Genomic DNA, 13,527 nt, shown 5'->3' with positions numbered 1-13,527 from the left:
TCGGGCGAGCGGTCGAGGCAGACGGCAATCAGGGTGTCTGCGGTGATACCGGTGCCGCGCAGGTGATGGGCGAGCTGGTTCGCACGGGCATTGATATCGCCGTAGGTCCAACGGCGCCCCCCATGAGTGACAGCGATCGCATCGGGACTGGCGGCGACACGCTCCTCGATGAGCTGATGAATGGTCGCGGTGTCCGGATACGGACCGGTGACACCGTTCCACTCGACCAGCACCTCCCGCCGCTCCCCCACCGTGAGCATGTTCAGCTCCGACAGACGCGCACCCGGTGCGGCCGCCACCGACGCCGCCAGAGTCGTGAAATGGCCGGCCAACCGCTCGATCGACGCCCGCTCGAACAGATCCGTCCGGTACTCCAGGGCCGCGCGCAGTCCGTCCGCCGACTCGACCGCCGTGAGCGTCAGGTCGAACTTGGCGACGCCCCGCTCGATCTCGACCGGCTCGGTCCGTGTGCCCGCCAGCTCCCATGCCTGGACCTCCGCGCTGCCGGGCGCCTGGAGGACGAAAAGGGTCTGGAACAGCGGGTTGCGGGACAGGTCCCGGTCGGGGGCGATTTCCTCCACGAGGCGTTCGAAGGGGAGGTCCTGGTGGTCGTAGGCACCGAGCGCGGTGTCCTTGACCCGGTCGAGGAGTTCGGTGAACGCCGGGTCGCCGGACAGGTCGGTGCGCAGGACGAGGGTGTTGACGAAGAAACCGATCAGGCCCTCGGTCTCGGCGCGGTTGCGACCGGCGACCAGGCTGCCGACCGCGATGTCGTCCTGGCGGCAGTAGCGGGCCAGAACGATCTGGAAAAGGGACAGCAGCGCCATGAACAGGCTCGCGCCCTGCCCGCTCGCCGTCGCCCGCAGCGCCTCCGTCACCTCCGACGGCACCGAGAAGGTGACCACGTCACCGCCGCCGCTCGGCTGCGCCGGACGCTGGTGGTCGGTGGGAAGCTCAAGCGGCGTCACGCGGGCAAGGCGCTCGCGCCAGTACGTCAACTGCTTCTCCAGGAAATCCCCGCTGAGTTGCTCCCGCTGCCAGGCGGCGAAGTCCGCGTACTGGATGAGAAGTTCGGGAAGCGAAGCCTCGCGTCCGGCAACGGCGGCCGCGTACAGCTCGCGCAGTTCGCGGGCCAGAATCCCGGAAGACCAGCCGTCCGAAGCGATATGGTGCACCGTCAGCAGCAGGAAGTGGTCGTCGTCCGCGAGCCGCACCACGTCGGCCCGCAGGAGCCGCCCGGCCTCCAGGTCGAACGGCCGCGTCGCCTCGGTGCGCAGCACCTCGCCCGCGCGGGTCTCCGCGTCCGCCTCGGCCCGCAGGTCGTGGACCGTGACCTCCACCGGCCAGGGTGCGCTGATCACCTGCCGCGGTGTGCCGTTGTCGTCCGCCGGGAACGCCGTCCGCAGCACCTCGTGCCGGGCCACCAGACCTGACAGTGCTGTGCCGAGCGCGGGGACGTCCAGCGCGCCGCGCACCCGCAGCACCGTCGGCACCAGGTATTCCGCGCTGTCCGGCGTCAGCCGGTCCAGGAACCAAAGCCGCTGCTGCGCGAACGACAGCGGCAGCGGTCCGGCCTCCCGGTCAGCCCGTACGATCCGGGCCGCTTCCGCACGCCGCCGCATGCGGGACAGCAGCCGTGCCTCCACCGAGTTCTCGCCCATGATGTTCCGTCCTCTTCGTCTTCTCGCGTGGGCAATGGGCCGCTGTTTCAGGAAAGCTGTTCCTGCGCGTCGAACAATTCGATGAGCTGTTGCTTGATGCCGATGACGGTCGGCGACTGAAAAAGGCGTCGCAGGCCGATGCGTACTCCGGTCACCGACTCGACCTGATTGACGAGCTGGAGGGCGAGCAGGGAATGCCCGCCGACGTCGAAGAACCTCTCGTGGACTCCTACGCGTTCGACGCCGAGCACGGCGGCCATGATCCCGGCGATCTCCGCCTCGATCTCGTCCCGTGGCGCGGTGTATCCGGCCGTGCTGTCGCCGTCGTTCCCGGGGGCCGGCAGTGCCGCGTGGTCGACCTTGCCGTTCCGGTTGAGCGGCAGTTCCGGCAGGATCGCGAACGCGGACGGCATCATGGCGCGAGGCAGGCGTTCGGCGGCCCACTCGCGCAGCGCGCCGGCGTCCACCGTGGCGCCGGGCGCGGGCACGCAGTAGGCGACCAGCCGCTTGTCGCCGGGAGTGTCCTCCCGGACCACCACCGCGCAGGCCCCGACCGCGCCGTGGGTGAGCAGCGTCGCCTCGATCTCGCCGAGTTCGACCCGGACGCCGCGCAGTTTCACCTGACGGTCGATCCGTCCCAGCAGGTCCAGTTCGCCGTCCGCGGTGAACCGGCCGAGATCGCCCGTGCGGTACATCCGGCCGCCGCGGAACGGGTCGGCGACGAAACGCTCGGCGGTGAGGTCGGGCCGCTGGTGGTAACCGCGCCCGACGCTGTCGCCACCGAGGTACACCTCGCCCAGCACACCCGCAGGCACGGGACGGCGGTCCGGGTCCAGGACGTACACGGTCTGGTTGACCATGGGACGGCCCGCGAGGACCGGTCCGGCCGGGTCCGTGCGCGAGGCCCGCCAGTACGTCGTGTCCACCGAGACCTCGGTGGCGCCGTACAGGTTGACGAGGTCACCGGGGAAGCGCTCGGTGAACCGGCTCACCAGCGTCGGCTGGAGCGGCTCGCCGCTGGCGAAGGCGTACCGCAGGTGCGTGCAGTCCCCGGGCCGTACCCGGGAGACGAACAGATCCAGCAGGCTCGGCACGAAGTGCAGGCCGACCACGCGGTGGGCGCGCATCAGGCGGGACACCTCGGCCATGTCGAGCCGGTCGGTGCCCGGCACCAGCACGACCGTGGCACCCTGCCACAGGGGCCAGAAGATCTCGTACGCCGACACGTCGAAGGACAGCGGCGTGGCCTGGAGGAAGCCCTCGCCCGGAGCGATCGGGAACACATGCTGCATGCCGGCCAGGTAGTTGACCACTCCGCGGTGTTCGATGCGGACGCCCTTCGGGCGGCCCGTGGAGCCGCTGGTGTAGATCAGGTAGCACAGGTCGCCGGGGTCCGCGACGGGTTCCGGCGCGTCCGTGGGCAGGGTGTCCGGCAGGTCGGCGGGGCGGTCCACGGCCAGCAGGTCCGGGCCGTCCGGCAGCAGGTCGGCGTGCGCGATGTCGGTGACGATCAGCGGCGCGCCGGAGTCCGCCACCAGGTACGCCAGCCGTTCCTCCGGGTGCTCCGGGTCAAGCGGGACGTACGCGGCACCGGCCTTCAGGATGCCGAGCAACGTCCACACCATGGCGGGCGAGCGTTCCAGGCAGACGCCCACGGGTACGTCCGGACCGATGCCCGGCACAGCGCGCAGCCGGTGGGCCAGACGGTTGGCCCGCTCATCGAGCTGACGGTACGTCAGGATGTCCGTGCCGCAGACGACTGCGACCGCGTCCGGGTCCTGTGCCGCCCGCTGCTCGAACAACCGGTGCAGTGTCGCTGCCGGAACGGGCGCGGCGGTGTCGTTCCACTCGGTGAGGACACGGTGCCGCTCCCCCGCGTCCAGCATCTCCACCTCGGACAGCGCGCTGTGCGGGCGAATCGTGGCCGCGGCCAGCAGGTTGGTGAAGTGGCCGGCCAGGCGGCGCGCGGTGTCCTCGGTGAAGAGGTCGTCCGCGTAGACCACGGCGCCGTCCAGCGTGCCGTCCGCCGCCTCCGCGAGGTACATCGACAGGTCGAACTTGGCGTCCCGGACCGGGGGCTCGACGGGTTCCGCCGTCAGGCCCGGCAGGTTCCAGGCGTCCGCGCCCGGCGTGTTCTGCAACGCGAACAGGGTCTGGAACAGCGGGTTGCGGGACAGGTCCCGGTCGGGGGCGAGTTCCTCCACGAGGCGTTCGAAGGGCAGGTCCTGGTGGTCGTAGGCACCGAGCGCGGCGTCCTTGACCCGGGCCAGCAGTTCGGCGAACGTCGGGTCGCCGGACAGGTCGGTGCGCAGGACGAGGGTGTTGACGAAGAAACCGATCAGATCCTCCGTCTCGGCGCGGTTGCGACCGGCGACCGGGCTGCCGACCGCGATGTCGTCCTGGCGGCAGTAGCGGGCCAGCAGCAGCTGGAAGACGGCCAGCAGGGTCATGAACAGGCTCGCGCCGCTCTCGGCGGACACCGCGCGGGCACGGGCGGCGACCTCGGCGGGCACCGAGAAACGGACCACCTCGCCCCGCCCGCCGCGCTCCGCCGGCCGCGCGTGGTCGGTCGGCAGCTCCAGCGGCTCCAGCCCGCCCAACCGATCGCGCCAGTAGGCGAGTTGTCGCTCCAGCGGCGCACCGGACAGCCAGGCGCGCTGCCACACCGCGTAGTCGGCGTACTGCACGGGCAGCGGGTCCGGCCCGGGCGTGCCGGAGCGGTCCGAGAGGGCTTCTGCGTACCGCGCGGACAGCTCGCGCACCAGCACGCCCACCGACCAGCCGTCGAAGGCGATGTGGTGCACGGTGACCGCCAGGACGTACTCCTCGTCGGCCAGCCGCACCAGCAGCGCGCGCAGCATCGGTCCGGTGCCGAGGTCGACCGGCCGCAGTCCGTCCTCGCGCAGCACCTCCGCCAGGACGTCCTCGCGGGCAGCCGTGTCACCCATCCGGCGCAGGTCCCGTATCAGCATCCGCACCGGCAGCGCCGGGTCGATCAGCTGCGCCGGGGAGCCCGCCGCGTCCGTACCGAACCGGGTGCGCAGGATCTCGTGGCGCGCCACCACTGCGGTGAACGCGGCGTTCAGGGCGTCAGTGTCCAGGGAGCCGTGGATGCGGAAGGCGAAGGGCAGCAGGTATTCGGCCCGGCCCGGCTCCAACTGGTCCAGAAACCAAAGCCGTTGCTGCGCAAAGCTAAGTGGCGGCGGAGCGCTGTGGCGCGGCGCCGCCGGGATGCGGCCGGCCTCCGTGCCATCCAGCTCCGTCACGGCCGCGGCCAACAGCGCCGGGGTCGGCGCGCTGAACAGCGTGCGCACCGGCACATCGGCACCCAACCGCCGGCGCAGCCGCGACACGACCTGGGTGGCCAGCAGCGAATGCCCGCCCAGCGCGAAGAAGTCGTCGTGCACGCCGATCCGGTCGACGCCCAGCACCTCGGACCAGACCTCGGTCACCGTGCGTTCGATGTCCGTGCGCGGCTCGGTGTACGCGGCGCCCAGTCCGGACCGGTCGGAGGCAGGCGCGGGAAGTGCCCGGCGGTCGGTCTTGCCGTTCGGGGTGAGCGGGATGCGCTCCAGCGGCACGAACGCCGTGGGCACCATGTAGTCCGGCAGGTCGCGCTGGAGGCGGGCGCGCAGCGCGCTCGCGTCGAGGGGGCCCACGGGCACCACGTACGCCACCAGCCTCTGCACACCGGGAACGTCCTCGCGCAGCACGACGGTGGCGCCGGTGATCGTGGGGTGGGCGAGCAACGCCGTCTCGATCTCGCCCAGTTCGATGCGGTAGCCGCGCAGCTTGACCTGGTTGTCGGAGCGGCCCACGAACTCCAGCCGCCCGTCCGGCAGCCACCGGGCGAGGTCACCGGTGCGGTAGACGCGCCGCGGCGTGCCGTCCACGTCCACGACGGTGAACTTCTCGCCGGTCAGCTCGGGCCGGTGCAGATAGCCGCGGGCCAGCCCGGGGCAGCCGATCCACATCTCGCCCGGCACGCCCACCGGCACCGGCCGGCCGTGGCGGTCGACCACGAACACCTTCACGTTGGCGACCGGCCGGCCGATCGGCACCCGGTCGACGGGGCCGTTGATCCTGGCGGTCGTCGCCTCCTGCGCGGCCTCCGTGGGGCCGTAACCGTTGACCAGAGGCACCGTGCAGTGCCGGAACCACTGCCGGACCTGTTCCCGCTGGAGCGCCTCGCCGCCGAGCCGGACCAGCCGCAGCTGCGGGCCCAGCGCGTCCGGCCCGTCCAGGTCGGCGGCCAGTGCCCCGAACGCCGACGGGGTGAGCCATGCCACCGTGACCCGGTGCTCGCGCAGCGCCGCCGCCAGCCGGCCCGGGTCCCAGGTGTCGTCGCGCAGCACCAGACCCGCCCCGGAAACGAGCGGGGCGAACATCTGACCCACCGACGAGTCGAACGCGATCGAGGCGAACTGCAGGACCCGGTCCTCGGACGTGAGCCCCAGCTCACGGCGTGTCTCCCGCATCCGCGCACGCAGCGCGCCGTGGGTGATCTGCACGCCCTTGGGGCGACCGGTGGAGCCACTGGTGTAGATCACGTAGGCCACGTCGTCCGGGCCGGCCTGCGCCACCGGACCGGCGGAGGCGGTGTGCGGCTGCTTCGGCCAGTGCCCGTCCAGCAGCAGCGTCGGCGTGTGGGCGGGCAGGCGGCCGGTGTGCGCGGACTGGGTGACGATCAGTGGGGCGCCGCTGTCCTCGACCATGTAGGCGAGCCGGTCCGTGGGGTACGCCGGATCCAGCGGCACGTATGCCGCCCCCGACTTGTGGATGCCGAGCAGCGCGCACACCATGTCCGTACCGCGGTCCAGGCAGACCGCGACCAGAGTGCCCGGCCCGGCACCGCGCTCGCGCAGCCGGCCGGCGATCCACTCGGCCCGCTCGTCGAGCTGACGGTAGGTCAGCCGGTCGGTACCGCAGGTCACGGCCGGCGCGTCGGGGTGGCGAGCGGCCTGCTCCTCGATCAGCCGGGTCACCGTCACCGTGTCCGGAGCATCGGTGTCGGCCCCGTTCCACTCGCCGAGGATCGTCCGGCGCTCGGCGGCGGTCAGCATCGGGAGCTCGGACAGCCGGGCGTCCGGGGTGGCGCAGGCGGCAGCCAGCAGCGTCTCGAAATGCCCGGCGAGCCGCACCATCGTGGCTTCGTCGAACAGGTCGGTGGAGTACACGACGGTGCCGTCCAGAGCGCCGTCGGCGGCCTCGGTGGCGTAGAAGGTGAAGTCGAACTTGGAGTCCTGGGCGGACACGTCGAGCTGCCGCACGGTCAGGCCCGGCAATTCCCAACACCGGCTGTCGGGGGTGTTCTGGAGGACGAACATCGTCTGGAACAGCGGATTGCGCGACAGGTCCCGCTGCGGGGCCAGCTCCTCCACCAAGCGCTCGAAGGGCAGGTCCTGGTGGTCGTAGGCGCCGAGCGCGGTGTCCTTGACCCGGGCCAGCACTTCGGCGAACGTCGGGTCGCCGGACAGGTCGGTGCGCAGGACCAGCGTGTTCACGAAGAAGCCGATCACGTTCTCGATCTCGGCCCGGTTGCGGCCCGCGATCGGGGTGCCTACCGCGATGTCCTCCTGGCCGCTGTAGCGCGACAGCACCATCTGGAAGACCGCCAACAGGGTCATGAACAGGCTCGCGCCGGACTCCTTGGAGAGCCTGCGGGCGCCGTCTGCGGTCTCCGCCGGCACGCGGAAGGTGAGCATGGCACCGTTGCCGCTGCGCCGCGCCGGACGCCGGCGGTCGGTGGGCAGCTCCAGCGGTTCGGTGCCGGCCAGTCGGGCGCGCCAGTAGTCCAGTTGCTCCGCCAGCACCTCGCCGGTGAACCACTGGCGCTGCCAGACCGCGAAGTCGGCGTACTGGAGGGGTGGTTCGGACAGGCCGGCGGCCATGCCCGCGGCCCGCGCGCCGTACAGCGCGGTCAGCTCCCGGGACAGCACCCCCGCCGACCAGCCGTCAAAGGCGATGTGATGCACCGTCAGATAGAGCAGGTGTTCCTCGTCGGCCAGCCGGATCAGCAGCGCACGCACCATCGGTCCGGTGCCGAGGTCCATCGGGCGGAAGCCCTCGGTGTCCACGAGCGCGGCGGCCGCCTCCTCGCGCGCATCCTTTCCGGCGACGGACCGCAGGTCGTGAACGGCGAGCGGCAGCGGCCGGGGTGGGTCGACGACCTGGCCGGGGTTGCCGTCCGCGTCGCTGGCGAAGCGGGTGCGCAGCACCTCGTGCCGGCTCACCAGCTCCGACAGCGACGCGCGCAGCGCCGGGACGTCCAGCGGGCCGCGGATGCGCAGTCCCATGGGGATCAGGTACTCGGCCCGGCCGGGCTCCAACTGGTCCAGGAACCACAGTCGGCGCTGCGCGAACGACAGCGGCAGCGGACGTCCGTGCCGGGGCGCGCGGGGGATGACCGGAGCGTCGTCCGGAGCCCCGGCCGCCACCAGGGCGTCCATGACGTCCGTCGCGCCCTCGGTATCGAAGTCGGCCGACTCGAACAGCCGGTGGGTCCGCAGCAGAGCTTCCTCCGCGAGGAACGACGCCACCGCCCGCACCGTCAACGGCTCCGGCAGTGTTTCCGCGCCGAATTCCGAACCGAATTCCTCCGCGATCCGCCGTGCCATTTCCGCCGCCTGCGGGAGGGTTCCGCCGAGCCGGAAGAATTCGTCCTCCGCCCCGGTCACCTCGGCGCCGAGCACCGCATTCCACACTGCCGCGATGCGGGCTTCCGCAGGAGAGAAACCGCCCTGCTCGGCCCTCTGGCCGGAGGCCGCGGCCATCATCGGCTTCGTCGTCATGTGTCCACCAGTTCCTCGTCATCGACCGTTTGCGAAAACCCTCGGAAACTCAGCCGGATCCGATGCTCGCAGAGCGATCTGGAGGAGATAACTGGTCACTTCTGCCCGCCGTACGTGGCCACTTCTGCCCATCGGGCGTGGACACTTACGCCGGTCCGGGCGTGAACACCGCGGCCGGTCAGCGGAGTTCCGCTCGCCGTGACGGAGATCTGCCGTCCAGGTAGAGGCGGGGGCACGGAACCGGCGGCCGACGGGCGGTCCACCGCCCGGCCGGCGCCGGTCCCGTACCGCCGCTTACGCGACTTCCTTGGCCGCCGCTTCCCCGGGAACCGAAGCCGTACCGGCCATGCTCCCGTTCCCGTGCTCGGTGCCGACGGGGCTCGCGTCGGACACCGTCCGCTCGCGCATGCCCGCCCACTCCCGGTTCAGGGCCGGCACACCGATGGCGACGAGGTAGAGCCCGCCCACGATCCACAGCGCGCCCGAGGTGCCCGCCACCGTCACCAGTCCCGCTCCCAGCAGCCCGCCGAAGGGGATGCCCGCCCAGGTGACGGCCTGAGCCAGCGTCTTGACCCGTCCCAGCAGCGGAGTGGGGATCAGTTCGTACGTCACGGCCCCCACGATCGGATTGACGAAGCCTGAGCCCAGGCCACCCACCGCCAGCACCACCAGCACCAGCCACAGGGGCGCCCCCGTGGCCATGGCCACGAAGCGCGGGACGCCGCCCAGCGTGAAGCCGATCAGATAGACGGCACGGCGGGGCAGCCGCTCGGCCACTCCCGCGGCCACCAGCGCGGCGATGATCGACGTCGCGGCGAAGACGCTGACCACCAGGCCAATGGCTCCCGCGCCGTTGCCCGTCTCCTTCGCCCAGACCGGCAGCAGCACGGACATGAACGCCTGGTCGAGCATGTTGGTCACGGCGAGCATGCACACGATGGACCGCAGCAACTTGGCGTCGCGCAGGAACACGGCGCCCTGACGCAGCCGCGAGAAATAGCCCTCGGCCTCCTCGACCGGCGTCTCGTGCGGCTCGGGCACAGGGTCGCTGAGCGTGGTGGAGACGATCAGCGCCGACACACCGAACAGACAAGCGGTGATCCACAGGGCGTAGAGGCTGCCGAAGGAGGCGACGACCACACCGGCGACGGCCGGTCCGATGGTCGTCGCGGTCCGTTCGACCGCCGCCGACAGACCGGTCCCCCGTTCCAACGGCACCCGGGCCGCGCGGGTGGCCGCGGGCACGAAGAGCCCCTTGGCCCCGTTGGCCGGGCCGTCCGCCGCGCCGACCACGGCCAGCAGTCCCAGCAACAGTCCGAAGGACAGGTGTCCCGTCAGGTAGAGCAACGGGGCGGTGGCCGTCGCAACGGTGGAGGCCAGGTCGCCGGCCACGCTGATGCGTTTGGGGCCGACCCGGTCGATGATCGGCCCCGACAGCGCCTGGGCTAACACATAGGGGACTATCTGACAGAAAGCCACCAGACCCGTCTTGCCGACGCTTCCGGTCGTCGTCAGGACGAACCAGGGCAGGGCGATCGAGAGCACCCGGTTGGCCGACAGGGACGCCGCGTTGGCCGACAGCATGCCGACCAGTCCGCGCAGGACCCGGGGCCCGCCGTCCGGAGCATCCAGGGCGTCCGGGGCGTCCGGGGCGTCCGGGGCGAGTGTGCGTGTGCCACTGTCCGCCGCCTGCTGGGCGGCCGCGTGCCGAGAGGTCATCTTTCTCACTCCGAGTCGGTGGGGTGGGAGACGTGCCGGTCTGCGCTGGTGGGGAACAACTGGAACTGGAATGCGACTCGCGCCGCGCCCTCGGGCAGCGGCGAACCTCCCGGTTCGGGCGCGGAGTTGCGTCGGCGGAGCAGTTGGTGGATCTCCGCCGACAGCTCTTCGGCCTCGGCGGGGGTGAGCGTGAGTACGTAGTCGCCGAAGTCCTGGGCATCGCGCCACTCGGTCGACAGTGAGGCGGTCGCGTCGATGGCGGTCGTCATCGCGTCGGACCAGACCCGGCCGAGCGCCTGCAAATAGGCGATGCCGAGACCGTCATCACCCGCCAGCACCGAATCGTCCGGTACGACCGTGTTGACGTGCGCCGCCTGCCACCAGCGCTCACGGCGGCCGCCCCGGGACGGCGCCTCGACGATGAAGCCGTACTCGGCGAGCTGGCGCAGGTGATAGCTGGTCGCGCCGGTGTTCTGATTCAGCCGCCGGGCGAGCGTGGTGGCCGTGGCCGGCCCCTCCGTCCGCAGGACCGTCAGCATCCGCACCCGCAGCGGATGTGCGACGCCCCGCAGGTTACGAGCGGTCAGCTGCACTTGGGAGGGCTGCTCAGGAAGTTCCATGAGGCCCAAGGTAGATGACAAAGACTTCTATGCACAGACTCCTGTGCACAGAAGTCTGTGCAGTCGAGGAGATGGCTGAATTCCGGCGGCACGCGGACTGACACCAGCACCGACTCACGACTGAGGTCCGTACCGCCGGAGGGACCTCTTCCTGTACGGCGCGCGTAGAGGAACGGCAGCGCGCCGCGGTCGACCTCGGGGCGCCCGTCGGCCCCCACGGCGCCGCCTCTGCTCACGGGGCGCCTGGACTTCCGGAACACAGCGCGTGGTCGATGAGGGCGCCGGCCGCGTTAGCCTGGTCCAGGATGCGCTCCAGGCCCCCGAAACCCTTCCTCACCGACACCCTCTACGGCGAGGGCTCCCCGGTGGCCGGCTCCCTGGTACGCCTTGTCCGCCCAGCACTTCGGCTCGGCCACGAGCACGTCGCTGATCCCGTGGGTCCGTGCGGCGGTCAGGTCGTGGACGGACCCGGGCAGGGCGGGGGACGCCCACAGCAGCCGACCGAACGGATCGGTGAGGACCTGGACGTTCATGCCGTGGCGCTTGTGTTTCCCGGAGTAGTACGGAGTGTCGGCGGCGATCCGGTCGATCTGCAGGAGGGTGCCGTCCAGGATCACGAACGCCTTGGTCCGGATGGTCTTCATCGCCTCGGTCGGGGTCGGGGCGAGGGCGGCCAAGACGTCGATGACCTCGCGTATGCAGCGATGGACGGTCGCGATGCCGATGCGGAACCCGGCGGCGAGCTGGGCACAGGTATCGCCGCACCGCAGGTGAGCCAAGACGGGCAGGGCCTGTCGGTCTGCGGGCAGACGCCATCGGCGCGTCCCGATCTCCCGCCGCCGGGCGCGCGGTTGAGCGCTCAGGTAGTACAGGGTCCGGCTAGACAGATCAATCGACGACGGGTGGACAAGCACGCGAAGCTCCTGGTGGGGCACGGTGGATCTCGGTCGTGGCACCTCCTGCCAGGAGCTTCATCGCGTTGCAGAGCCCGCCCAACTGAAGGACACCGCCGACAGGTTGGAATCAGCTCACTCCTCGCCCCCGATCGGAACCAGCCGCAGACGTGTGTTCGGCGACGGTGAGTTCGATAGACAGCCCGAGGGTCCTCCAGAGAAGGATGTCACCAACTGGCCGGACCGAGCACCCTGCGTCTTCACGCAGCACGGTCATGTGGACGGCAAAGGAGGCCGACGCCGAAGCGGCCCAAAGCACACCCGCAAACAGCAGCCCGCCTGCGGGCAGAAGCCCCAGTGCTGTGCTGGCCGCCACCCGACCGGCGAACTGTCCAGTCCACGCCGGCGCCAACGCGGTAATGACGACACAGAGCGGATCAGCGCAGTCCGGCGAAGAGATCGCTCTCGGGTACGGCCGCGCCGGTGGCGTCCTTGACACGTACGAAGGTCTCCATGCCCATCAACTCGCCGAATCTCTCCTTGCCCATCTTGAGGAAGAAGATGTTCTCGCCCTGACTGGCGTGCGAGGCCAGCGCATCGAACTTCTGACCGCTGAATGCGGTGGTGTCCACCCACGTGGTGATCTCATCGTCGGGCAGGCCGATCTCGGCCATCGCGGCGGCCTCGGCAGGATCCGGCTCCGGCATGTCCCCACGAAACTCGCGCATGGTCTCCCCGAACCGCTGCATCATCGAGCGAGGCATCGTCGTCCAGTACACCTTCGGTGTCAGCGCGGTCATCTCCAGCGCCGCCATTGTGATGCGGTGGGCCTGGATGTGGTCGGGGTGACCGTAGAAGCCGTTCTCGTCGTAGGTGACGACCACATCGGGTCGGTAGTGCCGCATGAGTTCCGCAAGTCGGGCAGCGCCTTCCTCCACGGGGGTCTGCCAGAAGGATCCGGGGGCGTCATTGCTCGGCCAGCCGATCATCCCGGAATCGGCATAGTCCAGCAGCTCCAGATCGCTGACCTTCAGTACGTCACAACTCGCCTTGAGTTCTTGGCCGCGCATCAAGGCAACGGCCGCCGGATCATGCCCGGGATCGCCCGGCTTGACGCCCCCCGGACCATCACCGCAACCGCCGTCGGTACATGTCACGAGAACCGTGCGGATGCCTTCCGCCGCGTACCGCGCGAGGACCCCTCCGGTTCCGGTGGCCTCGTCGTCGGGGTGGGCGTGTACTGCCATGAGCGTCAAGGGCCGGTCAATCATGAAACAGTCCTCCTGCAGAAATACGTCTTGGTCCGAGTGCGCGGCGGGCGTACCGCGATCCTGGGGTCCGGATCCTGGCGGGGCGGATGACCTTGCAGTCCCCGTGTTCCCCGCCCGTACGGCGCCGATCCCTCGGTCGATGCAACCGTGCCGACCGGACCGGCTGTTCCCGGCGCAGCCAATTGGCCTTCCAGGCGTCGGAGTTTCAACGCGAACGCGGTGCAGGCGCGACCTGCACGTCGCAGCGCCACGTCGGCATCCACCCGCCGCACCAAGCCGCCAGTCAACCCAGTTGATTCCCCCAAAGCACGACCCAGTAGTCCAAAGCCCGCCGGCCGAAGGCTGATGTGGACAGGCTCTGCGGGTACATCGTGAGCCCGTGCGCGCGATATGGCCGCAGTCAGCTTCAAGACTTCGCCGGTGCCGCCCACATCCTGGCTAACGCACCCTCGTCTGTCTCCGTCACTGTCAAGCCCCGGGTTTTGTGGACAGTGAGATAGCTGGGTTTCAGGGGGTCAGTGAGGCGTCGGTCGTTGCGTGAAGTGCCTCGAACTCGGTGGGTGGGACATGCC

5 protein-coding genes and 1 pseudogene are annotated in these 13,527 nt (G+C 70.5%); all 6 read right to left on the bottom strand.

The annotated features are described in order from the left end of the window. Positions 1–1,661, bottom strand: a 1,661-nt coding sequence (locus ABZY11_RS37370) for a condensation domain-containing protein (protein ID WP_356483432.1), incomplete at its 3' end; no start/stop codon positions are given. 47 nt (positions 1,662–1,708) lie between these two features. Beyond that, positions 1,709–8,452, bottom strand: a complete 6,744-nt coding sequence (locus tag ABZY11_RS37365; RefSeq protein WP_356483431.1) for an amino acid adenylation domain-containing protein — start codon at positions 8,450–8,452, stop codon at positions 1,709–1,711. A 294-nt stretch (positions 8,453–8,746) separates the two neighbouring features. Continuing rightward, a complete protein-coding gene (locus ABZY11_RS37360; RefSeq protein WP_356483430.1) occupies positions 8,747–10,171 on the bottom strand; it encodes an MFS transporter in 1,425 nt (474 codons plus the stop codon). 5 nt (positions 10,172–10,176) lie between these two features. Then, positions 10,177–10,791, bottom strand: coding sequence for a winged helix-turn-helix domain-containing protein (locus tag ABZY11_RS37355; protein WP_356483429.1), 615 nt, complete (start codon positions 10,789–10,791; stop codon positions 10,177–10,179). Positions 10,792–11,159: 368 nt separating this feature from the next. Continuing rightward, a pseudogene (locus ABZY11_RS37350) lies at positions 11,160–11,705 on the bottom strand (transposase family protein); the annotation flags it as partial. A gap of 416 nt (positions 11,706–12,121) precedes the next feature. Then, the gene (locus ABZY11_RS37345; protein WP_356483428.1) at positions 12,122–12,955 is read right to left on the bottom strand and encodes a PIG-L family deacetylase; all 834 of its coding nucleotides are present in this window, start codon (positions 12,953–12,955) and stop codon (positions 12,122–12,124) included. Positions 12,956–13,527 lie beyond the last annotated feature (572 nt).

The sequence above is a fragment of the Streptomyces sp. NPDC006510 genome, from assembly GCF_040611955.1.
In the GTDB taxonomy this organism is placed as follows: Bacteria; Actinomycetota; Actinomycetes; order Streptomycetales; family Streptomycetaceae; genus Streptomyces.
This window is presented reverse-complemented; position numbering and strand designations above follow the sequence as displayed.

Excerpts from the sequence above, each read along its gene's own strand:
- ABZY11_RS37360 (WP_356483430.1), bottom strand. The coding sequence starts at position 10,171 with ATGACCTCTCGGCACGCGGCCGCCCAGCAGGCGGCGGACAGTGGCACA.
- ABZY11_RS37345 (WP_356483428.1), bottom strand. The coding sequence starts at position 12,955 with ATGATTGACCGGCCCTTGACGCTCATGGCAGTACACGCCCACCCCGAC.
- ABZY11_RS37365 (WP_356483431.1), bottom strand. The coding sequence starts at position 8,452 with ATGACGACGAAGCCGATGATGGCCGCGGCCTCCGGCCAGAGGGCCGAG.
- ABZY11_RS37355 (WP_356483429.1), bottom strand. The coding sequence starts at position 10,791 with ATGGAACTTCCTGAGCAGCCCTCCCAAGTGCAGCTGACCGCTCGTAAC.